Source organism: Streptomyces sp. NPDC045287, from assembly GCF_056432325.1.
Window position 1 is genome coordinate 32523 of sequence record NZ_JBWKJG010000007.1, and the last position, 20457, is coordinate 52979.

Here is a 20457-nt window from a genome sequence, read left to right on the forward strand (position 1 = left end):
TCGCACGCGGGTCGCGCGCGGGTCAGTCGCCGCGGAGGGCGTCCAGCTCGGCCTTGAGGGTGTCGATCGGGATGGCGAAGCCGAGGCCGACGCTGCCGGTGCCGCCGCCGGAGGAGCCGGTGGCGGTGCTCGGCGCGTACATCGCGGAGTTGATGCCGATGACCTCGCCCTTCATGTCGATCAGGGCGCCGCCGGAGTTGCCGGGGTTGAGGGAGGCGTCGGTCTGGATCGCCTTGTACGTGGTCTTCGAGGAGCCGGTGTCGCCGTTGAACCGCTGGCCGCCGTACTCGAACGGCCAGTCCCCCCGCTGGGTCCCGCCGCTGCCGTCCTCCTCCTTGGCGACGGTCACGTCCCGGTCGAGGGCGGAGACGATGCCGCTGGTCACGGTGGAGGTGAGGCCCTCGGGCGAGCCGATCGCGACGACCTGGTCGCCGACCCGGACCGCACTGGAGTCCCCGAGCACGGCCGCCTTGAGGCCCCGGGCGCCGCGGAGCTTGACCAGCGCGAGGTCCTTGGCGGGGGCGGTGCCGATCACGTCGGCGGTGCGGGTGGTGCCGTCGGTGAGCCGGACCTCGACCTCGGAGGCGCCCGCGACGACGTGGTTGTTGGTGACGACCTCGCCGTCCGCCGTGATGATCACTCCGGAGCCGGTGGACTGCCCGGAGCCGGAGGCGGCCCTGATCTCCACGACGCTGGGGGAGACGGCCCGCGCCACCCCGGCGACCGTGCCGGTGCCCGACTGCGAGACGGCCGTCCCGGCGGTCCCGGCCGTCCCGGCGGCCCCGGTGGAGGTGGCCGCCGACGCGTCGGTCGTGAGGTCCTGGACGAGGGCGCCGGCCCCGCCCCCGAGGGCGGCGGCCGCGACGGCGACGGCGGCGATCAGCCCGACCGGCCGCCCGGCCCGGCGCCGGTGCCGGGTGCCGGACCCGCGCCGGGCCACCGCGGTCACCGGGGGCACCGAGGCTGCCGGGGCATCCGGGGCGTACGCGGGCGCGTACGGGGGTGGCGGCGGTGGGCCGGCCGGGTCGTGGAACCCGGCGTACTGCTGCGGTTCGTCGTTCCCGTGGTGGCCGGCGCTCCGGCGGGCGTGGTCCGTCATGCGTACGACTGTCGCTCCCGTGAATGAGAGGTTCCTGAGGACGCCCTGAGAGGGGCGACAGAACCTCGTATGCCCGGGATGAGGACCGGCAGTCGGGCGGGGACTACGCGCCGTTGCAGCCGCAGCTGTGGCGGATCACCAGTGCCGACGGGAACTGCTTCACGCGCTCCCTGCGCCCCCCGGAGACCTTCAGCCCGTCGTCCAGGACCAGGTCCACCGCCGCGCGGGCCATCGCGGGCCGGTCCGACGAGACCGTCGTCAGCGGCGGGTCCGTCAGCGCCGCTTCCTTCACGTCGTCGAACCCGGCCACCGCCAGGTCCCCCGGCACGTCCAGCCGCAGCTCCCGCGCCGCGCGCAGCACGCCGATCGCCTGGTCGTCCGTGGCGCAGAAGATCGCGGGCGGCCGGTCGGGGCCCGACAGGATCTTCAACGCGGTCTCGTAGGCGTCGTACCGGTCGTACGCGGCCTGGTAGAGCCGTCCCTCGATGGAGCGGCCCGCCTCCCGCATGGCGCGGCGCCAGCCCTCGACGTGGTCGGCCACCGGGTCGCCGACGGACGGCGTCGACTCGATGCCGCCCAGGCACGCCACGTATGCGTGGCCGTGTTCCAGCAGGTGGCGGGTGGCCAACTGCGCGCCGCCGATGTCGTCCGTCACGACCGCCACGTCGTCCAGGGCCTCCGGGCGCTCGTGCAGCAGCACCACGCGCGCGTCCCACGCCTCGATCTCCTGCGCGGCGCGCTCGCTCATGCCCTGGCTGACCAGGATCAGACCGGCGACCCGCATTCCGAGGAACGCGCGCAGGTAATGGATCTCGCGCTCGTCGCGATAGTCCGAATTGCCGACGAGGACCATTTTCCCGCGGTCGGCGGCGGCCCTTTCCACGGCGTGCGCCATCTCGGCGAAGAACGGCTGCCGTGCGTCCGGGACGATCATGCCTATGAGGTCCGTGCGCCGTGACGCCATCGCCTGGGCGACCCGGTCGGGCCGGTAGCCCAGCTCCTTGATGGCGGCGAGGACACGCTCGCGCGTGGCCGGGGCGACCGGCCGGGGTCCGTTGTTGATGACGTAGCTCACGACCGCGGTGGAAGTCCCCGCCAGTCGTGCCACGTCGTCCCGCGTCACCTTGGCCACGCGCGGCAGTCTACGCGGGGTGACCTACCTCTGGGCAGGTCGTACGGCCGCTTCCCGTCGATCTTTCCCGTCCGCCATCCGGAGGACCTCCGGCGGCGCCTCCTTGGCACGCGGCTCCGCGCGTGCGCCCGTCCGCGCGTCCTCCGCGGCGCGCTCCGCCTTCTCGGGCGCCACGAACCGGTAGCCGACGTTGCGCACGGTGCCGATCAGCGACTCGTGCTCCGGCCCCAGCTTGGCGCGCAGCCGCCGCACGTGGACGTCCACCGTGCGCGTGCCGCCGAAGTAGTCGTACCCCCACACCTCTTGGAGGAGCTGCGCGCGCGTGAAGACCCGGCCCGGGTGCTGCGCGAGGTACTTGAGCAGTTCGAACTCCTTGAAGGTCAGGTCCAGGACCCGGCCCTTCAGCTTCGCGCTGTACGTCGCCTCGTCGACCGACAGGTCGCCGTTGCGGATCTCCATCGGGGAGTCGTCGGCGGTGATCTGCTGGCGGCCCATCGCGAGCCGCAGCCGCGCCTCGACCTCCGCCGGGCCCGCCGTGTCGAGCAGCACGTCGTCGATGCCCCAGTCGGCCGTGACGGCCGCGAGACCGCCCTCGGTGACCACCAGGAGCAGCGGGCAGCCGGGGCCCGTCGAGCGGAGGAGCTGGCAGAGCGACCGCACCTGCGGCAGGTCGCGGCGGCCGTCGACGAGGATCACGTCGGCGCCGGGGGTGTCGACGAGGGCGGGGCCCTCGGCGGGGGCCACCCGCACGTTGTGCAGCAGCAGGCCGAGTGCCGGGAGCACCTCGGTCGACGGCTGCAGGGCGTTCGTCAGCAGCAGCAGAGAACTCATCGTGTCCCACCCGCCTGGGTCGTCTGGGTCGTCGTCCTGCTGGTCGTCGTCCGGTCGTGCACGGTCAGCTCGCCCATAACGTCGGTTCCTCCTCGGTCCGTGCGAGGACGTTGCGGCACTGCTTCCTTCGGTCCTGCGGCGGCTCCCGCGCCCCTGAGAGCCTTTGTTCACCCGCCCGTAACAGGAGCGGGAAAACACAAAAGGACCCGGGGGCTGCTTCGCCCGGATCCTCTGCCGGCCACAATAGCCCACATGAGATCCGGGACAGAGGGCCTATTCCACAGTGTGGATGTTTCCTCGCCCACGTGCGTCCCCCTGGATGAAACCTTGCGTATGTCTTTGCGCACTCCTGACGGAGTGCTCCTGGAAGCCCGTTACGACCCCTGCACCGCCGGCCCGGCCGACACGGCGGTGGTCGTCGCGCACGGCTTCACCGGGTCGGTGGACCGCCCGGCGCTCCGGCGCGCCGCGGCCGTCCTGACCCGGCACGCGGCGGTGGTGACCTTCTCGTTCCGTGGTCACGGCCGCTCCGGCGGGCGCTCCACGGTCGGTGACCGGGAGGTGCTCGACCTGGCGGCGGCGGTGGCCTGGGCGCGGGAGCGGGGCCACGCGCGCGTGGCGACGGTCGGCTTCTCCATGGGTGGGTCGGTGGTGCTCCGGCACGCCGCGCTGTACGGGAAGGAGCACGGGGGGCGCTCGGAGGCACGCACGGACGCGGTGGCCGCGGTGAGCGCGCCCGCCCGCTGGTACTACCGGGGCACGGCCCCGATGCGGCGCGTGCACTGGCTGGTCACCCGCCCCGCCGGGCGGCTGGTGGGCCGGTACGGCTTCGGCACCCGCGTCCACGACCGCGACTGGGACCCCGTGCCCCTGTCGCCGGTGGAGGCGGTGCCGCTGATCGCGCCGACGCCGCTGCTGGTCGTGCACGGGGACCGGGACCCGTACTTCCCGGTGGACCACCCGCGGTCGCTGGCCGCCGCGTCGGGCGGACACGCCGAGCTATGGCTGGAGCCCGGCATGGGGCACGCCGAGAACGCCGCCGGGGAGGAGCTGCTCACGCGGATCGCCCGGTGGCTGACGGGGGCGGCCGGGGCGGGTCCGTCCCCGGCGGCAGGGGCGGGCCCGTCCCCGGCGGCGGGGGCGTAGCCCATCATGGAAGCCTGACGAAAGGAGCCCTCCCATGGCAGCGGGAACGATCCGCTACTGGGCCGCGGCCAAGGCCGCCGCCGGCACCGCCGAGGAGCCGTACGCCGCGGAGACCCTCGCGGAGGCGCTGGCCGCCGCCCGCGAGCGGCACCCGGGGGAGCTGGTCCGGGTGCTGCAGAGGTGCTCGTTCCTGGTGGACGGCGACCCCGTGGGGACGCGCGGGCATGAGACGGTACGGCTGGCGGAGGGCGGCACGGTAGAAGTGCTCCCGCCGTTCGCAGGAGGGTGAGCCGCACAGCATGAGCAGCGATCAGCAGTACCCGTACGACCCGCGCGCCCCGCGCGACCCGTCGCCGTACGCGGGAGGGCCGTACGGGGAGGCGTCCTTCGCGGAGCCGTTCCCCGCCGACGCGGGCGCCGCGGACGCGGACGTCGCGCAGACCTGGCAGGGCCAGACGTGGGACACCCACTACCAGCCGGCCGTCCGGCCCGGGCAGCCGCCCGCACCGGGTGGTCCGGGCGCGTACCCGCTGCCGCCGGAGGCCCCGGCGGGGCACGGGACCGGGTACGACGCCCCGACGGCGTACCTGCCGCCGGTGGCCGGCCACGGACCGGCACCGCACGACCAGGCCCCCGCGTACGGCCAGACCCCCTCGTACGGTCAGGCGTCCGCGTACGGCCAGGCGGCCCCTGCGCCCGCGTACGGCCAGACCCCTTCGTACGGCCAGGCTCCCGCGTACGGCCAGGCTTCTGCCGACCGCTCGTCAGGCGATTCCGGTTCGCAGGCCCCCGCGTACGGCCGGGCCGCGCCCGCGTACGGGTACGGGTCCCCGTCCGGGCAGCCCGAGGCCCCGGTCGCCACCGCCCCCGCCCCGGCGCCCGGCACCCCGGCCGCCGCGCCCGCCGGCGAGCCCGCGTACGGCGCGCCCACCACCCTCGGCAGCACCCGCCTCACCGACGCGCAGCGCGCCCGCGCCGAGGGCCGGTCGCCGATCATCGACCCGGGCATCCAGCCCGCCGGGCTCACCGCGCTGCTGGGCGTCCTCCTCGCCGGGGGCGCCGCCCTCGGCGCGTACGGGCTGCTGGTCCCGCTGGTGCTGCTCCAAGCCGTCACCGCCGCCGGCTGGTTCCGGCTCAACGGCATGTGGCCCGCCCGCCAGGGCATCGCGCTCGCCTTCCTCGGCGGCGCCGTCGCGGACGCCGCGCTGCTCGCCGTCGGCCGGGAGCACGCGCCCGCCGCGATCCTCGGCACGCTCGGCGTCTGGGTCCTCCTCGTCCTGGTCCTCCAGTTGCGCAGCCGCGCGGCGGCGGAGGAGCGGCTGTACGGGCTGATGGCGACGGTCGTGTCCTCGGCGCTCGCCGTCGTGGCCGCCGGGTTCCTGGCCGCCGAGCCGGACGCGGTCGTCGTCGGCGCCCTCGCGGTCGCCGCCGCGGCGGTCGCCCGCGCGCTGCCCCTGCCGGGCGCCGTCTCCCTGGTGGCGGCCCTGCTGGCGGGAGCGGGCGCGGGCGTCGCGTCGGGTGCGGCGACCGGTCTGGGTGGCCAGGGCGCCGTCCTGGGCCTGGCCGCCGGGGTGTGCGCGGTGATCGGGCTGCGCGTGGCCGCGTACGACTACCCGTCGCGGTTCGTCCACATGACGGCCGGTGTCGCCCTGCCGCTCGCCGCCGCCGCGCCCGCCGTGTACCTGCTGGGGCGGGCACTGGTCTGACCCTCCGGCCGGCTCCTCCGGTGCCCGTGACACGCCTGTGGCGTGTGTGACGTCGGAGGTTACGGGGAACCAATGCCCGGTCCCGTACGTCGATCATTCACGTCGGCGGGGGCCGGGCACCAACAGGGCGGGGGAAACACCGAGCCATGCGAGCACTGCGCACACTGCTGATCGTCGCCGTCGTCCTCGGCGGACTCTTCACCCTCGTGGACCGGCTGGCGGTCGCCGCCGCCGAGTCGGAGGCCGCCGACCGGATCCGGGCCGCGCAGGGCCTGACCGGCACGCCGGACGTGTCGATCCGGGGCTTCCCGTTCCTGACCCAGGTCCTCGGCGGGTCGCTGGACCAGGTCGACGTGGCCATGACCGGCGTCGAGGCGACGGCGGGCGGACACACGGTCCGGGTCGGCGAGCTGAGCGCGGAGCTGCACGGCGTACGGCTGGAGAACGGCTACTCGCGCGCGGTCGCCGGGTCCGCGAGGGGCACGGCCCGCATCTCGTACGAGGAGCTGCGCAAGGCGTCCGACAACGACATCGCCCTCGGCTACGGCGGCGACGGCAAGCTGAAGGTCACCGGCAGCGTCGAGGTGCTGGGCCGGACGGTGACGCGGAGCGTGCTGTCCACGGTGAGCGTCGTCGACGGCGACACGCTGCGGGTGCGGGCCGACGAGGTGCCGGGCGAGGGGATACCGGGGATCGAGGAGCTGGTCCGCCAGCGGACGGACTTCGACCGCGAGGTGAAGGGCTTCCCGGTCGGTCTGAGGATCCAGAAGGTGGAGGCCACCCCCGACGGCCTCAAGATCACGGTGGCGGGCGGGAACGTGGTCCTGGCGGGCTGACGGGGCCCGCGGACCTCCGACCACGGCTCGCGGCCCCCCGGAAGCCCCGGGAGCCCCGGGAGCCCCGGGAGCCCCGGAAGCCCCGGAAGCCCCGGAAGCGAGGGCAGCGGGGCAGCGGGAGAGGGCCGAGGCCACGCCTCCGGCACCGCCCGCCCTCCCGCTCCCGTGCCCGGCGCCTGCGCCCGTCGCCCGTGCCCGGCTCCCGGCGCCCCGCCGGGCGCCCTCCGGGCGGGTGGAGCCGGGACGAGGGGACCACATCGCGAGACACCCCCGTCCGCCCCCTAGACGAACTGCGGGAACGCCCTCGGCGGGACCGGTCCCGAACCGGCCCCGAAGACGTTCTCGTCCCGCCATACGGATGTTCTCGTCTCAACATGCGACACGCCGGTGACACGGCCGCCTGTCCGTCCCTACGATCGGTCCCATGATGAAGCGACAGGCGGACCTCACGAAGCGGCGGGCAGTAGACCTGTGCCGCGTCGCCGCCATGCTCTGTCGCACTGTCTGAGCGGGGCTCTCGCACCCCGCGTTCCCGGCCCTTCCGCCCTGGGGGGCCTCCCGTGCGCCGCAGCCGCCCCGCATCCCCGTACGCGTAGAGCGCTCGGCGCGACCTGCCGTATCCGCATCCCGCCGCAGACTGCCCCGGAGGAGAAGACAGTATGAGCCGTAGCGACGTCCTGGTGGACGCTGACTGGGTCGAGGCCCACATCGACGACCCGAAGGTCGTCATCGTCGAGGTCGACGAGGACACGTCGGCGTACGACAAGAACCACATCAAGAACGCCGTCCGGATCGACTGGAAGAAGGACCTCCAGGACCCGGTCCGCCGCGACTTCGTCGACCAGGAGGGCTTCGAGAAGCTCCTCTCCGCGAAGGGCATCGCCAACGACGACACCGTCGTCCTCTACGGCGGCAACAACAACTGGTTCGCCGCCTACGCCTACTGGTACTTCAAGCTGTACGGCCACGAGAGCGTCAAGCTCCTCGACGGCGGTCGCAAGAAGTGGGAGCTCGACTCCCGCGACCTGGTCGACGGCTCCGAGGTCCCCGACCGCCCGGCCACCGAGTACAAGGCCAAGGCCCAGGACACCTCGATCCGCGCCTTCCGCGACGACGTCGTGGCCGCCATCGGCAACTGGAACCTGGTCGACGTCCGCTCGCCCGACGAGTTCAGCGGCAAGCTCCTCGCCCCGGCGCACCTGCCGCAGGAGCAGTCGCAGCGCCCCGGCCACGTGCCGAGCGCCCGCAACATCCCGTGGTCGAAGAACGCCAACGACGACGGCACGTTCAAGTCGGACGAGGAGCTGAAGGCCCTCTACGCCGACGAGCAGGTGGACCTGGAGAAGGACACCATCGCGTACTGCCGCATCGGCGAGCGCTCCGCGCTGACGTGGTTCGTCCTGCACGAGCTGCTCGGCCAGCAGAACGTCAAGAACTACGACGGCTCGTGGACCGAGTACGGCTCCCTCGTCGGCGTGCCGATCGAGCTCGGCCCCGCCAAGTAATCCGCCCCACCCGCGACGCGTAAGGACAGGTACGACATGTGTGGAGCCCAGGCCGGCGGCCCCGACGCCTCCGCGATCAAGCCCGGTGAGACGACGATCCAGGGGCAGGTGACCCGCGACGGCGAGCCCGTGACCGGCTACGTCCGGCTGCTCGACTCGACCGGCGAGTTCACCGCCGAGGTCCCGACCTCCGCGACCGGCCAGTTCCGGTTCTACGCGGCGGAGGGCACCTGGACCGTCCGCGCCCTGGTGCCGGGCGGCACGGCGGACCGCCAGGTCGTCGTGGAGACCGGCGGCCTCGCCGAGGTCGCGATCGCCGTCTGACGCGGCGGTACACCGAACGGCCGAAGGGCCGCACCTCCTGGGGGTTGGACGCTTTCCGGGACTTGAGGTGCGGCCCTTCGGTCATACCCTGGAGGTGTGTACGCACGGCGCCGGCGCACGTACTTCGCGCTGATGGGCACCTGCCTCGCCCTCTTCGTCAGCGCGTGGACCTTCGTGCGGCTGTGGTCCGTGGAGGCCGCCGCGGGAATGGCCTTCGCGGCGGCGCTCCTGCCGCCGCTCGCCGCGTGGGCGGCGAACCGGCGGGGCCCGGACGACCGCTGGTGGGACGACCCCACCGGGGACCGGCAGTCCGACGAGTGGTGGGACGAACTGGACGGCAAGAGGAAGCCGGGGCCGTAGCGCGTGTGCGGGGCCGGCCGTTCCGCCCGGGTGCCTTGGGATGCCGTCCGGGGCCTTGGGGCGGCTTGGGGCGCTGTCCGGGGCCTTCGGGTGCCGGGTGCCGGGTGTCGCGTGCTGTCCGGGTGCCTTGGGATGTCTTGGGGCGCCTTGGGATGCTGCCCGGGGCCTTCGGGTGCCGTGCGCTGGCCGGGGGCCGCGCGTGCCGCGCGGACGCGGGGGGCACCGGGAGGAGGGTTCTTCGGCCGGGGCGTCCCGGGCGGACGCCGGCTGCGGGGACCGCGCCCCGAGGGCTCGAGGGCCGCGCTGCGGGGCGGTCGGGATGGGACGGGTGGCGGCTGGGGAACCGGCGGGGCCGGGCGGCCGGAGAGTCGGGCGGCCGAAGGGGTCGGAGGCGCCGGCTGGCTGGGAGCCGGAGGGACCGGCAGGGCGGGCGGCGAGCCGGGCGGCCGGAGGGTCAGGGAGGCGGGCGGCCGGGAGTACGACGTACCGCCGAAGGCGTTCCGGTTCGGCCACCGTGAACCGCCACAGCCCCCTGCACCGGTTCACCGCCGGCCAGCCCCTGGGAGAGGGGTGTCGGCGACCGGACATCAAGTCCGGTGGAGACGTGGATGCCCGGCACGCCCGTGCTTCGGGCCGATCCACCGTGCCCGCCGGTCCGCGGATCTCCCGCGTACCGGGGGTGCGGCCGGACCTCACCTGAGTGCTGTCGACCGTCGATGGAGTGGGCCCCTGGCGCGGGGCGGGCGGGGCCTGCCGTCGTCTTCACCGGACAAGCGGCTGTGTCCGGTCGGCTGGGCCGGTGGTGGGTGCAGGGGGCGGCGGGGCCGGGTTCGGCGACCAGAGCGCGCGTGCGCCGGTGGCGGGTGAAGGAAGCGGACACCGCCACAGGCGCGGGACGCGCGCCCCGGCCGCCGAGACGCACCCAGCCCATCCAGCCGCCCCGGACAGAGTCCGGAGCGGCTGGACTCCACGGTTGCTCGCGTCTTCGCGGATGCGGGGACGCGAGCCGCGTGATCAGCGGTTGTTGTGGTGCCCCTTGGGCAGGACCACCGCGGTGGCCTGGGCGTTGTCCTCGTCGACGATGTGCACCGACTCGTTCTCCTCCTCCTTGATGGTGTCGGAGCAGTCGACGGTGTTGTTGGCGGCCGAGAGGATCGGGATGTCGATGACCTCGACGATGTCGCAGCTCAGGACCTGCGTGCTGTTGTCGATCTTCGACGTGTCGTCGTCGGCGGCCTGAGCGGTGCCGGCGGCACCACCCGCGACGGCCAGGGCGGCGAACGTGCAGGCGAGGGCGCTCTTGATCTTCATCCTTCTCTTTTCCTTCTGAGTCTGAGAGATTTTCATGTCGTTGCGCCGACAGGGCGGAACGCCTGTGTGACTGATATTCAGTACCGGGTTCAACCGCAATGCCGGATTGTGGTCACTTCTGCCGTCAGGGTGCTAATGCCGGTGGGCATCAGGTCCGTGTTGCGGCGTCACCAACCAGTAAAACGAAGCGCGACCCCCGGGGGTATTGCTCCGACTGGGTGGTGTCAGTGTCGCGTCTCGTACGTGACGCTCTGGTTCTTCTCGGAGCTGTAGTTCTTCGAGCAGTCAACGGTGTTGTTCGCGGCGGAGGCGATCGGGATGTCCAGGATTTCCAGACTGAAGCAGGAAAGGATCTGGGTCTCGTTGTTGAACTTCGGCGCCTCATCCGCGTGCGCCAGGCCGCCGCTCCCACCCGTCAGGAGGGCTGCGGCGGACAGGGAGAGTGCCGCGAATCCTTTTTTGCTCATGGGAGCCTCCACCAGGTCTGGTCTCGTCGTTGTCACGTCTGTGCTGTCATCGAGCAGGGAAAGTACCCACCCACTCGTTGAACGAGGACAAGCGAAACGAGACATGCCGCCATAAGAGTGGTGCATTCAGCACTGCGGCGGACGGAGGCGCGAAGAAAAAGGCCGCGGAGAGGGAAAAGCGGTGCCGGCCTGTCCGTGAGAAGGATCAGTAAGACAGCAGGCCGACACCGCCGCTTCAGAGGCAAGGAGTACCCCTCCGAAGGTGCCGAAACAGGGCCGCGCCCGTGGTCCAGGGAGACCCGCGTATTCGTTGCTGAGCTTCGGCTCACTGTGCAACTCGTCGCGGCGGTACAAGGTTCTCCGGCATCACTCGGATGCACGATTGTCATGACAAGCGGTGTTTCCGGTCGGGCCGCCGCGCGGAAAGCGGGGATTTTGACGGCGGTCCGGGGTCCGGCGGGCCGCGGACCGGGCGGGGACCGCCGGGCCGCACCGTACGGGGGGAGCGGGGGAGCGCGGGGCGTCCGGCCTCAGTAGACGAGGGCCTGGACCCCGTCCTCCATGACCTCGCTCAGGAACACCTGGGCGCCGGCGATCCGCACGCCCTCGATCAGGTCCTCCTCCGTGATCTCCCGGCGGGCCGCGCACTGCGTGCACAGCGTGATCCGGCCGGCCGCCCGGATCGACTCGATCAGGTCGGGCAGCGGCGCGGCGTGCGGCAGCGCGAACTCGGCGGCCTTCCCCGGCAGCGCGAACCACGAGGACTCCCCGGTCAGCCACAGCGACACCTCGACGCCGCTGGCCGCGGCGACCGCCGCCACCGTGAACGCCTGCGAGCACCGCTCGGGGGCGTCGGCCCCGGCGGTCACCTTGATCACGAGCTTCTTCGCCATGTCCCGAACTGTAATGCGAACGCGTGCGGCCCAGTCGGAGGTCGGCCCCGGCCCGCCGCGGACGCGGCGCTCACGAGCGCCCCGGAGACCCGGCTCGACGAGTCGTGGGAGTGGGACGACCCGGTGGCCCCCGCCACCCCCGACGTGTACGAAGGGACCCGGCCGTACGGGGTCGGGCACACACGGCAGGCGTACGTCCTGGCCGGGGACGTCCTCGGAATGGTCGTCCAGTCGCGGAAGGGAACCGCCCCGGCCGTTCCCTTCCGCCGGACCCTCGTCCGGCAGGGCCGGCTGCTCGGCAGGGGCGCGGGCGTCCGCGCCCTGCGCCCTCGCAGGAACGGGCCGGGCCCCACCCATTAGGCTGGGACCCGGCCCCTTTACCGTCGTCCATCGCCCACCCGAGGAGCACCCCGTGCTTGAGGCTTTCTTCTCCGCCCTGCTGGTCCTGGTCTGCGTCGGCGTCCTCGCCTTCGCCGGGCTGACCGTGAAGAAGCTGTACCAGGGCCAGCGCTGACCCCCCGCACCCGCACAGATCGCCAGAGCAGCCTGACATCATGATCCAGATCCCGTCCGACCTGCACCCGGACCTCGTCCCCCTCGCGTTCCTCCTCGGCACGTGGGAGGGCGCGGGCGTCTCCGACTTCCCCGGCGCCGAGAAGTGCAACTTCGGCCAGTCCGTGACCTTCGGCCACGACGGCCGGGACTTCATCGAGTACACCTCCCACACCTGGGTCCTGGACGCCGAGGGCAACAAGGTCCGCCCGTTGGAGAGCGAGAGCGGTTACTGGCGCATCGACAAGGACCGCAAGGTCGAGGTCGTCATGGTCCGCGACCAGGGCATCGTCGAGGTCTGGTACGGCGAGCTCGCCGACAAGAAGCCGCAGATCGACCTGGCGACCGACGCCGTCGCCCGCACCGCCGCCTCCGGCCCGTACAGCGGGGGCAAGCGGCTGTACGGGTACGTCAAGAGCGACCTGATGTGGGTCGGCGAGAAGGCCACCCCCGAGGTGCCGCTCCGCCCGTACATGTCGGCGCACCTGAAGAAGGTCGTCACGCCGGAGGAGGTCGAGGCCATGGCGAAGAGCCTGGGCGACCTGCCGGACGACGGCATCGCCTTCTTCAAGTAATCGCGGTTCTTCACGTAATCCCGGCGGATCCGGTCGGTGCTCCTACACTGGAGCGCGTGGTGAGCACCGACTGGCAGAGCGACCTGCGGCAGCGCGGTTACCGGCTGACGCCCCAACGCCAGCTCGTCCTGGAGGCGGTGGACGTGCTGGAGCACGCGACGCCCGACGACATCCTGACCGAGGTGCGCAAGACCGCCTCCGGCGTCAACATCTCCACCGTCTACCGGACCCTGGAGCTCCTGGAGGAGCTGGGTCTGGTCAGCCACGCCCACCTGGGGCACGGCGCGCCCACGTACCACCTCGCCGACCGCCACCACCACCTGCACCTGGTCTGCCGGGACTGCGAGGGCGTCATCGAGGCGGACGTGACGGTCGCCGCCGGCTTCACCCGCGAGCTCCTCGACACGTTCGGCTTCGACACGGACCTGAAGCACTTCGCGATCTACGGCCGGTGCCGGGACTGCACCGCGAAGAGGCGGGCGGAGGCGCCGGACGCCGGGTCGTAGCCCGGGCGGTGGGGCCCGGGCGGGACGGCGGGTCGTGGTCCGGGCGGTGGGGCCCGGGCGGGACGGCGGGTCGTGGACCGGGCGGTGGGTCGTGGGCCGGGCTCGGAGGCCGTGGGCGGGACAGTGGGCCGTGGACCGGCGGTGGATCGGGCTGTCGGCTGCGGGCCGGACGGCGGAACGCAGGCCCGACGGCGGGTCGTAGGCTGGACGCCATGCAGCGACCTTCACCGACCAGTCCCCTGCTGTCCCAGCCAGGCGCCGTACCCGCCGAGGGGCGGGACGAAGGTGTCGCCGCGCACTACGGCGACCCGTTCCGCGAGCAGCGCGCCCTCGCCGCGGGAAGCGGTCTCGTCGACCTCTCCCACCGGGGCGTCGTCACCGTCAGCGGCGAGGACCGGCTGAGCTGGCTCCACCTGCTGCTCACCCAGCACGTCAGCGAGCTGCCCGCGGGCCGCGCCACCGACGCGCTGGTCCTCTCCGCGAACGGCCACATCGAGCACGCCCTGTACCTCGTCGACGACGGCACGACCGTGTGGGCGCACGTCGAGCCGGGCACGCGGGAGGCGCTCCTCGCCTACCTGGAGTCGATGAAGTTCTTCTACCGCGTCGAGGTCGCCGACCGCACGGACGAGATCGCCGTGGTCCACCTTCCGGCCGGCTCGATCGCCGAGGTCCCGGACGGCGCCGTCGTCCGGGAGACCCCGCACGGCCGGGAGGTCTTCCTGCCGCGCGGCGAACTGGAGGCGTACGCCGCCGCGCACGGCCCGCTCGCCGGGATCCTCGCGTACGAGGCGCTGCGCGTGGAGGCGCACCGGCCGCGGCTCGGCTTCGAGACCGACCACCGCACGATCCCGCACGAGATCGGCCTCATCGGCCGGGCCGTCCACCTCCAGAAGGGCTGCTACCGGGGGCAGGAGACCGTCGCGCGCGTCCACAACCTGGGGAAGCCGCCGCGCCGCCTGGTCTTCCTGCACCTGGACGGCAGCGAGGTGCACCTCCCGGCGCACGGCGCGCCCGTACGGCTCGCCTCGGACGGCCCGGACGGGCGGCAGCTCGGCTTCGTCACCACGGCGGTCCGCCACTACGAGCTGGGCCCGATCGCCCTCGCGCTGGTGAAGCGGAACGTGCCGGTCGACGCGACGCTCGTCGTCGCCGAGGGGACGGCGGCGGCGCAGGAGCCGGTGGTGGAGCCGTAGGGGCTCCGCACGAACCGGGCGGTGGGGCTTCGACGGGCGTCGTGGACGGGCGCCGGGGACGGGGTCGGGTTCCGGCGAGCACCGTGGACGCGGTGGGGCTTCGACGGGCGTCGTGTGCCGTGAGTGCGGTGGGGCTTCGACGGGCGCCGTGGGCGCGGTCAGACCTCGACGAGCACCGTGAACGGGCCGTGGTTGGTGAGCGAGACCCGCATCTCCGCGCCGAACCGGCCCGTCGCCACGGTCGCCCCCGCCTCCCGCAGCCGCGCCACGACCTCGTCGACCAGCGGCTCGGCCACGTCGCCGGGTGCCGCCGCGTTCCACGTGGGGCGGCGGCCCTTCCGGGCGTCCCCGTAGAGGGTGAACTGGGAGACCACCAGCAGGGGCGCGTTCACGTCCGAGCAGGACTTCTCCCCGTCCAGCACGCGCAGGCTCCACAGCTTCCGCGCCAACTGCGCCGCCTTCTGCGGGGTGTCCCCGTGGGTGACGCCGACCAGGACGCACAGGCCCTCGCCGACGATCTCCCCGACCGTCTCGCCCGCGACCTCGACCCGCGCCCCGTCGACCCTCTGCACCACTGCTCGCATATGCCCCAACTTACCGGGGGCCGAACGGGTGCACACGCCTGCGCGGCGCATGCGGGAGTGGCACCATGCCTGTCAGGCGGTGCCCCTGAAGCACCGGTCGAGGGGACGGAACACATGAGCACACCTGGCGCCGGGCAGCAGCCCGGCCCCGCATCGATCACCTGTGTCGGTCCAGCGTCCGAGCGGTCCCGTCCGCCGGTGCAGCGGTCCGCGACCGAGCCACCCGCCGCCACCGGGACGGTGACGAGGACGGTCGGGACGACACGGGCCGTCGGATTCGCCGCGCTGGAGGCCGTACGACCGCCGGAGTCCGCCGTGACCCCCGACCTGAAGGCGCTCCGCCTCGACGAACTGCGGGCGCTGCGGCGCGACTCGCACACCGACGAGGCCGACCTGAGCTATGTGCGGCGGCTGCTGCAGGGCCGCATCGACATCCTCCGCGCGGAACTGGCGCGGCGGGCGGCGCCGGAGGTGCCGGTGATGCACCGGCTGTCGGAGATCCTCGCCGACGCGCCGTCGGCCCGTCGCCCCGGTTCGGTGCGGCACATGACGCTGTCCACGCCGAGGAGCGAGGAGTACCGGGTGCTGGCGGCCGAGATGCTCGCCGAGGTCGAACTGTCCGACCTCGACGCCCGTACGGACGCCGAACTCCACGAGGCGATGGGGCGGCTGGCCCGGTACGAGCAGGTCGTCTCCCGCCGCCGCCAGGAGCTCCAGCGCACGGCGGACGGCTGCAGCGCGGAGATCGCCCGCCGGTACCGGGAGGGGGAGGCACAGGTCGACGACCTGCTGGCGTGAGGGATCGGCCCGGGCGCGGACCGGCGGCGACCGGCCCGCGCCGTCCGCCGCGGTCGAGCCTCCCGCCGATCTGTCCCTTCTGCTCCTTCTGTCGATCTGCCCCTTCTGCCGGCCGCCCCTTCTGCCGGCCGTGCCTTCCGCCGGTCCGCGCCTTGCGTCGGTCGCGTCTTCCGCCGGTCGCTTCAGGTGCCGGCCGAGGGCCGGTGGTGGCCGCCGGGATTGGTGGGAGCCGGCCAGGGGCGGCGGTTCCGGCGGTGACCGCAGGGGGCGCCGGGGGCGCAGGGGGTGTCAGGGGCGGTGGGGCCCGGCGGATCCGGCGACCGGCTGTGGCTCCCGGGGTCCGGCGTTGACCGCCGAGGGCCGCCGGGGCGCCGGAGCCGACCGGGGTACGGCGGGGGCCGACCGGAGGTGACCGGGGTACGGCGGGGGCCGACCGGAGTCGGCGAGGACCGGTGGGAAGCGGGCCTGACAGGGGAAAACCCTGGTGCGGCCGGGGCTGACGGCTGTCTAGCGTGGCCGCATGACGTCCGACCCCACCGCCTCCGGCTCCCTCGTCCCGCGCGTCCTCACCGAGAGCGACTACCCCGACTGGCTCCGCGCCCTGCACACCGGGTTCCTGCGGCCACCGACGCCCTCCCCGGAGGAGATCGCGATACGCCTGCCCCACCAGAACTTCCCGCGGATGCGCGGGGTGTTCGACGAGGGGCGGTGCGTGGCGACGTTCCGCTCGTTCGCGCAGGAGGTGACGGCGGTCGGCGGCGCCCCCGTGGCGGCGAGCGCCGTCACGAACGTCTCCGTCTCGCCGACGCACCGGCGCCGGGGCCTGCTCGGCCGGATGATGGGCGCCGAGCTGGCCGAGGCGAAGGAGCGCGGTGACGTCCTGGCGACGCTGATCGCCGCCGAGTACCCGATCTACGGCCGGTTCGGCTTCGGCCCGGCCACCTGGCTCACCCGGTGGAAGGTGGACCTGCGCCGCGCCGCCCTGGACCCGCGCTGGTCCGGGCCGGAGGACGGCGGCCGCATCGACCTCGTCGACGGGGAGGCCGTCCGCAAGCTGGGCCCGGAGCTGTACGACCGGGCGCGGGCCGTGCGCCACGGCATGGTGAGCCGCGCCGTGCGCGACTGGGAGCGCCGCACCGGCTGGGATCTCCCGCCCGGCGAGTCCTGGACGGAGCCGTTCTACGCGACGTACCGCTCCGCGTCCGGGGAGCTGGAGGGGTACGTCGCGTACGCCGCCGACGAGACGTGGGACGAGGGCAAGCAGCCGCTGAACACGCTGACGGTACGGGACCTGATCGCGGTCACCCCGGCCGCCGAGCGGGCGCTGTGGCGGTACGTGTGCGCGATCGACTGGGTGACGTTCGTGGAGAGCGGCAACCGCGCCCCCGACGACCTGCTGCCGCTGCTCCTCCCGGACCCGCGGGCCGCCCGGGTGGTGACGTACGCGGACATGATGTGGGTGCGGGTCCTGGACGTCGTACGGGCGCTGGAGGCGCGTGCGTACGGGACGGCGGGGTCGCTGGTGCTGGACGTGCGGGACGCGGCGGGGTTGGCCGGGGGCCGGTTCCGGCTGGATGCTTCCCCGGAGGGCGCCGCGTGCGCGCCGACGGCCGCGCCGGCCGACCTGGTGCTGGACGTGGCCGACCTGGGAGCGCTGTACCTGGGCGACGAGTCCGTGGCGCGGCTGGTGGCGTTGGGCCGGGTCGAGGAGTCGGCGCCGGGGGCGGCGGCGCGGACGGACCTGCTGCTGCGGGCCCCGCGTCGGGCCTGGTGCCCGGACATCTTCTGACGGCGGGCCCCGGGGGGCCTTCCTGGCCGCCCTCACCGGGTGCGCGCCCGGAACAGGGCCCCCGACAGGGCCAGGGCCAGGGCCAGCAGCCCGGCGCACCACGCGAGGGCGGTCCACGGGGCGCCGCCCACCGGCCGGTCCAGCAGCAGGCCCCGCAGCGACTCGATGACCGGGGTGACCGGCTGGTGCCCGGCGAAGCCGTGCAGCCAGCCGGGCATCGTGTCGACGGGGACGAACGCGCTGCTCGGGTAGGGCAGGAACATCATGAAGAAGGTGAACCCGCTCGCCGCCTCCGGCGTGCGCGCCAGCAGCCCGGCCGCCGCCGACAGCCACGACACGGCCAGCACGAACGCGAACAGCAGTCCCAGCGCCGCCGCCCACCCGGCGGGCCCGGCCTCGGGCCGGAAGCCGATCAGGAACGCGACGCCGACGACGAGCGCCGTCGACAGCAGGTTCCGCACGAGGCTCGCCCCGACGTGCCCGGCGAGGATCGGCACCGCGCCCACGTCGAGGGAGCGGAACCGGTCGACGATGCCCGCCTTCATGTCCTCGCTGACCCGCACGGCGGTGGTGGACGCGCCGAACCCGGCGCACAGCAGGAGGACGCCGGGGACGACGTACGTCACGTACGAGGTGTGCGTGCCGGTGTCGATGGCGCCGCCGAAGAAGTAGACGAAGACCAGCATCAGCATCACCGGCAGCACCATGGCGGTGATGAGCGCGTCGGGGTTGCGGCGGCTGAGCCGGACGCCCCGGCCGACGAGGGTGAGGGCGGCGTCAGTCACGGGTGGTCTCCTTCGCGGTGGCGGCGCCGGTCAGCGCCAGGAAGACGTCGTCGAGGGTGGCGGTGCGCACCGCGAAGCGGGCGATGTCCGTCCGGCCGGGGTCGAGCGCGTCGAGCAGCGCCCGCACGTGCGGGGCGGTGCCGTCGGTGGGGATGCCGAGCGTGAGGCTGCCGGGGGAGCGCAGCGGGGCGGGGTGCGGCGCGACGCGCGCGGGGTCCGAGGGAGGCGTCACGCGCGCGGGGTCCGGGTGCGGTGCGTGGCGCGCGGGGTCCGGTGGGGGTGCCACGCGTGCGTAGGCCGGATGCGGTGCCACGCGCACGGGGCCCGAGGGAGGCGTCACGTGCGCGGAGCCCGGGCCTGGCGCCACGTGCGCGGGGTCCGGATGCGGTGCCACGCGCGCGTAGGCCCCCGCTTCCGCCTCCACGCGCGCGTAGGCCCCCGCTTCCGCCTCCAGGCGGGCGTACGCCGCCGCGTCCGTGGCGACGACGTCCAGCCGGTGGCCCGCCACGCGGGACTTGAGGGACTCGGCCGTGCCCTCCGCGACGACGCGCCCCGCGTCCATGACGGCGACGCGGTCGGCCAGTTGGTCGGCCTCCTCCAGGTACTGGGTGGTGAGGAACACCGCCGCGCCGCCCGCCGCCAGGTCGCGCACGACCTGCCAGAGCTCCTGGCGGCTGCGCGGGTCCAGGCCGGTCGTCGGCTCGTCGAGGAAGACCACCTCGGGCTCGCCGACGAGGCCGGCCGCGAGGTCGAGCCTGCGCCGCATGCCGCCCGAGTACGTACCGGCGGGGCGGTCGGCGGCGTCCGCGAGGCCGAAGCGCTCCAGCAGGTCGGCGGCGCGGCGGCGCGCGTCGCGGCGGGACAGCCCGGACAGCCTGCCCATCATGCGCAGGTTCTCGGAGCCGGTCTGGAGGTCGTCGACGGCGGCGTACTGCCCGGTGAGGCTGATCGCCCGGCGCACCCGGGAGCGCTCGGCGACCACGTCGTACCCGGCGACCCGCGCCCGCCCGCCGTCCGGCGGGGTGAGCGTGGCCAGAACGCGGACGGTGGTGGTCTTCCCGGCGCCGTTCGGGCCGAGGAGGGCGAAGACGGCCCCGCGCGGAACGCGCAGGTCGATGCCGTCGAGGACGGGGGCGTCCCCGTACGACTTGCGGAGGCCGACGGCCTCGATGGCGGTGCTGCCCGGCATGGCGATCCCCTTACTGCGTATGTCATACGCACTACTGTGTAAGGGTTACGCATTACTAGGATGGGCGTCAAGCGGTCCGGCGTCCGGGCCGGAGGCAGGGAGGGTGAGGCCGGTGGCGGACAGTGGCGGTACGGGGCTCCCGCCCGGCCTGGAGGCCGCCTGGGGCCTGCGCGAACGCCCCGCGAAGGGGCCCAGGCCCGGCCTGAGCGTGCACCGGATCGTGGACGCGGCGGTCGCCCTGGCCGCGTCGGAGGGGCTCGCCGCGGTCTCCATGGGGCGCGTCGCGAAGGAACTGGGCGTCTCGACGATGTCGCTGTACCGGTACGTCGGCGCCAAGGACGAGCTGTACGTGCTGATGCAGGACGCGGCGATCGGCGCGCCCCCGGACCCGCCGCCGCCCGGCACCGGCTGGCGCGAGGGGCTGGCCCGCTGGGCGTGGGCGCAGCGGGCGGTGTTCCAGCGGAACCTGTGGCTGCTGCGCATCCCGGTCTCGGGGCCCCCGGCGACGCCGAACTCGGTGGCGTGGTGGGAGGCCGGGATGGAGGCGCTCGCGCCGACCCCGCTCGACGAGGGGGCGAAGATCTCGGTGGTGCTGCTGGTCGGCGGGTTCGTCCGGAACGAGGCCGGGCTGATGGCGGACCTCGCCGCGGCGGTGACGGCGACGGGCGGGACGCCCGAGCAGGTGATGGCCCGCTACACCCGCACGCTGCGGCTGCTGGCGGACCCGGAGCGGTTCCCGGCGGTGGCGCGGGCGCTGGAGTCCGGGGTCATGGACGGCCCGGACGACCCGGACCACGAGTTCCGCTTCGGCCTGGAGCGGCTGCTGGACGGGGTCCAGGTGATGGTGGAGCGGACGGATGGGTGAAGCGGGCA

Annotated in this window: 24 protein-coding genes; 15 read left to right on the forward strand and 9 right to left on the reverse strand. The window is 74.0% G+C overall.

Annotated elements, in window-relative coordinates:
- Window positions 1-22: 22 nt before the first annotated feature.
- The 3 genes from AC07D6_RS13630 to AC07D6_RS13640 form a co-directional block, all read right to left on the reverse strand.
- On the reverse strand, window positions 23-1099 hold the full coding sequence (locus AC07D6_RS13630) for a S1C family serine protease (RefSeq protein WP_479044093.1): 1077 nt from the start codon (window positions 1097-1099) through the stop codon (window positions 23-25).
- A 103-nt stretch (window positions 1100-1202) separates the two neighbouring features.
- The gene (locus AC07D6_RS13635; protein WP_315880243.1) at window positions 1203-2231 is read right to left on the reverse strand and encodes a LacI family DNA-binding transcriptional regulator; all 1029 of its coding nucleotides are present in this window, start codon (window positions 2229-2231) and stop codon (window positions 1203-1205) included.
- Between the two features lie 24 nt (window positions 2232-2255).
- Complete coding sequence (locus AC07D6_RS13640; protein WP_315880242.1) at window positions 2256-3062, reverse strand: winged helix-turn-helix transcriptional regulator; 807 nt, start codon at window positions 3060-3062, stop codon at window positions 2256-2258.
- Between the two features lie 252 nt (window positions 3063-3314).
- Between AC07D6_RS13640 and AC07D6_RS13645 the strand changes: the two genes are divergently transcribed.
- The 8 genes from AC07D6_RS13645 (at window position 3315) to AC07D6_RS13680 (ending at window position 8939) form a co-directional block, all read left to right on the forward strand.
- Entirely contained in the window at window positions 3315-4208 is an 894-nt protein-coding gene (locus tag AC07D6_RS13645; RefSeq protein ID WP_315880241.1) for an alpha/beta hydrolase, read from the forward strand.
- 34 nt (window positions 4209-4242) lie between these two features.
- Window positions 4243-4497: a MoaD/ThiS family protein gene (locus AC07D6_RS13650; protein WP_315880240.1), complete on the forward strand. Its 255-nt coding sequence runs from the start codon at window positions 4243-4245 to the stop codon at window positions 4495-4497.
- A gap of 10 nt (window positions 4498-4507) precedes the next feature.
- Window positions 4508-5914 carry a hypothetical protein gene (locus AC07D6_RS13655; RefSeq protein WP_479044096.1) on the forward strand — a complete coding sequence of 469 codons (1407 nt, stop codon included), beginning with the start codon at window positions 4508-4510 and terminating at the stop codon, window positions 5912-5914.
- A gap of 146 nt (window positions 5915-6060) precedes the next feature.
- Window positions 6061-6750 carry an LmeA family phospholipid-binding protein gene (locus AC07D6_RS13660; protein ID WP_479044099.1) on the forward strand — a complete coding sequence of 230 codons (690 nt, stop codon included), beginning with the start codon at window positions 6061-6063 and terminating at the stop codon, window positions 6748-6750.
- Between the two features lie 427 nt (window positions 6751-7177).
- Window positions 7178-7258, forward strand: coding sequence for a putative leader peptide (locus tag AC07D6_RS13665; protein WP_350203226.1), 81 nt, complete (start codon window positions 7178-7180; stop codon window positions 7256-7258).
- Window positions 7259-7409: 151 nt separating this feature from the next.
- Window positions 7410-8255: a sulfurtransferase gene (locus AC07D6_RS13670; RefSeq protein WP_315880237.1), complete on the forward strand. Its 846-nt coding sequence runs from the start codon at window positions 7410-7412 to the stop codon at window positions 8253-8255.
- A gap of 36 nt (window positions 8256-8291) precedes the next feature.
- A complete protein-coding gene (locus AC07D6_RS13675; protein ID WP_315880236.1) occupies window positions 8292-8579 on the forward strand; it encodes a DUF1416 domain-containing protein in 288 nt (95 codons plus the stop codon).
- A 96-nt stretch (window positions 8580-8675) separates the two neighbouring features.
- Window positions 8676-8939: a DUF3099 domain-containing protein gene (locus AC07D6_RS13680; RefSeq protein ID WP_479044101.1), complete on the forward strand. Its 264-nt coding sequence runs from the start codon at window positions 8676-8678 to the stop codon at window positions 8937-8939.
- A gap of 1014 nt (window positions 8940-9953) precedes the next feature.
- Here the strand turns inward: AC07D6_RS13680 and AC07D6_RS13685 are convergent.
- The 3 genes from AC07D6_RS13685 to AC07D6_RS13695 form a co-directional block, all read right to left on the reverse strand.
- Window positions 9954-10250, reverse strand: a complete 297-nt coding sequence (locus AC07D6_RS13685) for a hypothetical protein (RefSeq protein WP_315880234.1) — start codon at window positions 10248-10250, stop codon at window positions 9954-9956.
- Window positions 10251-10474: 224 nt separating this feature from the next.
- Window positions 10475-10717 (reverse strand): hypothetical protein, encoded by a 243-nt coding sequence (locus tag AC07D6_RS13690; protein WP_315880233.1) that lies wholly within the window; start codon window positions 10715-10717, stop codon window positions 10475-10477.
- Between the two features lie 530 nt (window positions 10718-11247).
- Window positions 11248-11610 carry a DsrE family protein gene (locus AC07D6_RS13695; protein ID WP_315880232.1) on the reverse strand — a complete coding sequence of 121 codons (363 nt, stop codon included), beginning with the start codon at window positions 11608-11610 and terminating at the stop codon, window positions 11248-11250.
- 123 nt (window positions 11611-11733) lie between these two features.
- On the opposite strand from AC07D6_RS13695, the gene AC07D6_RS13700 reads away from it, so the two are divergent.
- From AC07D6_RS13700 to ygfZ, 4 genes are all read left to right on the forward strand, one after another.
- Window positions 11734-11970: a hypothetical protein gene (locus tag AC07D6_RS13700; protein WP_479044104.1), complete on the forward strand. Its 237-nt coding sequence runs from the start codon at window positions 11734-11736 to the stop codon at window positions 11968-11970.
- 194 nt (window positions 11971-12164) lie between these two features.
- Window positions 12165-12737: a heme-binding beta-barrel domain-containing protein gene (locus AC07D6_RS13705; protein WP_315880230.1), complete on the forward strand. Its 573-nt coding sequence runs from the start codon at window positions 12165-12167 to the stop codon at window positions 12735-12737.
- Window positions 12738-12793: 56 nt separating this feature from the next.
- The gene (locus tag AC07D6_RS13710; protein WP_315880229.1) at window positions 12794-13243 is read left to right on the forward strand and encodes a Fur family transcriptional regulator; all 450 of its coding nucleotides are present in this window, start codon (window positions 12794-12796) and stop codon (window positions 13241-13243) included.
- 212 nt (window positions 13244-13455) lie between these two features.
- The gene (gene ygfZ / locus AC07D6_RS13715) at window positions 13456-14439 is read left to right on the forward strand and encodes a CAF17-like 4Fe-4S cluster assembly/insertion protein YgfZ (protein ID WP_479044108.1); all 984 of its coding nucleotides are present in this window, start codon (window positions 13456-13458) and stop codon (window positions 14437-14439) included.
- A gap of 158 nt (window positions 14440-14597) precedes the next feature.
- Here the strand turns inward: ygfZ and dtd are convergent, their stop codons facing one another.
- Window positions 14598-15023, reverse strand: a complete 426-nt coding sequence (gene dtd, locus AC07D6_RS13720; protein WP_479044111.1) for a D-aminoacyl-tRNA deacylase — start codon at window positions 15021-15023, stop codon at window positions 14598-14600.
- A gap of 114 nt (window positions 15024-15137) precedes the next feature.
- Here dtd and AC07D6_RS13725 point away from each other — a divergent pair, with 114 nt between their 5' ends.
- Both AC07D6_RS13725 and AC07D6_RS13730 read left to right on the forward strand, forming a co-directional pair.
- Entirely contained in the window at window positions 15138-15821 is a 684-nt protein-coding gene (locus AC07D6_RS13725; protein ID WP_315880226.1) for an RsiG family protein, read from the forward strand.
- Window positions 15822-16341: 520 nt separating this feature from the next.
- Window positions 16342-17610 carry a GNAT family N-acetyltransferase gene (locus AC07D6_RS13730; RefSeq protein WP_479044113.1) on the forward strand — a complete coding sequence of 423 codons (1269 nt, stop codon included), beginning with the start codon at window positions 16342-16344 and terminating at the stop codon, window positions 17608-17610.
- Window positions 17611-17642: 32 nt separating this feature from the next.
- Here AC07D6_RS13730 and AC07D6_RS13735 read toward each other — a convergent pair whose 3' ends face one another.
- Both AC07D6_RS13735 and AC07D6_RS13740 read right to left on the reverse strand, forming a co-directional pair.
- A complete protein-coding gene (locus tag AC07D6_RS13735; RefSeq protein WP_479044116.1) occupies window positions 17643-18395 on the reverse strand; it encodes an ABC transporter permease in 753 nt (250 codons plus the stop codon).
- Window positions 18388-19584: an ABC transporter ATP-binding protein gene (locus AC07D6_RS13740; RefSeq protein WP_479044119.1), complete on the reverse strand. Its 1197-nt coding sequence runs from the start codon at window positions 19582-19584 to the stop codon at window positions 18388-18390. Before AC07D6_RS13740 ends, AC07D6_RS13735 begins: the two co-directional genes overlap by 8 nt.
- A 103-nt stretch (window positions 19585-19687) precedes the next feature.
- Here AC07D6_RS13740 and AC07D6_RS13745 point away from each other — a divergent pair, with 103 nt between their 5' ends.
- A complete protein-coding gene (locus tag AC07D6_RS13745; RefSeq protein WP_315880222.1) occupies window positions 19688-20449 on the forward strand; it encodes a TetR/AcrR family transcriptional regulator in 762 nt (253 codons plus the stop codon).
- Window positions 20450-20457 lie beyond the last annotated feature (8 nt).

Coding starts and splice junctions, on each gene's coding strand:
- AC07D6_RS13650 (WP_315880240.1), top strand. CDS start 4,243: ATGGCAGCGGGAACGATCCGCTACTGGGCCGCGGCCAAGGCCGCCGCC.
- AC07D6_RS13675 (WP_315880236.1), top strand. CDS start 8,292: ATGTGTGGAGCCCAGGCCGGCGGCCCCGACGCCTCCGCGATCAAGCCC.
- AC07D6_RS13660 (WP_479044099.1), top strand. CDS start 6,061: ATGCGAGCACTGCGCACACTGCTGATCGTCGCCGTCGTCCTCGGCGGA.
- AC07D6_RS13685 (WP_315880234.1), bottom strand. CDS start 10,250: ATGAAGATCAAGAGCGCCCTCGCCTGCACGTTCGCCGCCCTGGCCGTC.
- ygfZ (WP_479044108.1), top strand. CDS start 13,456: ATGCAGCGACCTTCACCGACCAGTCCCCTGCTGTCCCAGCCAGGCGCC.
- AC07D6_RS13730 (WP_479044113.1), top strand. CDS start 16,342: ATGACGTCCGACCCCACCGCCTCCGGCTCCCTCGTCCCGCGCGTCCTC.
- dtd (WP_479044111.1), bottom strand. CDS start 15,023: ATGCGAGCAGTGGTGCAGAGGGTCGACGGGGCGCGGGTCGAGGTCGCG.
- AC07D6_RS13690 (WP_315880233.1), bottom strand. CDS start 10,717: ATGAGCAAAAAAGGATTCGCGGCACTCTCCCTGTCCGCCGCAGCCCTC.
- AC07D6_RS13705 (WP_315880230.1), top strand. CDS start 12,165: ATGATCCAGATCCCGTCCGACCTGCACCCGGACCTCGTCCCCCTCGCG.
- AC07D6_RS13725 (WP_315880226.1), top strand. CDS start 15,138: ATGAGCACACCTGGCGCCGGGCAGCAGCCCGGCCCCGCATCGATCACC.
- AC07D6_RS13740 (WP_479044119.1), bottom strand. CDS start 19,584: ATGCCGGGCAGCACCGCCATCGAGGCCGTCGGCCTCCGCAAGTCGTAC.
- AC07D6_RS13640 (WP_315880242.1), bottom strand. CDS start 3,062: ATGAGTTCTCTGCTGCTGCTGACGAACGCCCTGCAGCCGTCGACCGAG.
- AC07D6_RS13655 (WP_479044096.1), top strand. CDS start 4,508: ATGAGCAGCGATCAGCAGTACCCGTACGACCCGCGCGCCCCGCGCGAC.
- AC07D6_RS13645 (WP_315880241.1), top strand. CDS start 3,315: ATGAGATCCGGGACAGAGGGCCTATTCCACAGTGTGGATGTTTCCTCG.
- AC07D6_RS13670 (WP_315880237.1), top strand. CDS start 7,410: ATGAGCCGTAGCGACGTCCTGGTGGACGCTGACTGGGTCGAGGCCCAC.
- AC07D6_RS13665 (WP_350203226.1), top strand. CDS start 7,178: ATGAAGCGACAGGCGGACCTCACGAAGCGGCGGGCAGTAGACCTGTGC.
- AC07D6_RS13630 (WP_479044093.1), bottom strand. CDS start 1,099: ATGACGGACCACGCCCGCCGGAGCGCCGGCCACCACGGGAACGACGAA.
- AC07D6_RS13695 (WP_315880232.1), bottom strand. CDS start 11,610: ATGGCGAAGAAGCTCGTGATCAAGGTGACCGCCGGGGCCGACGCCCCC.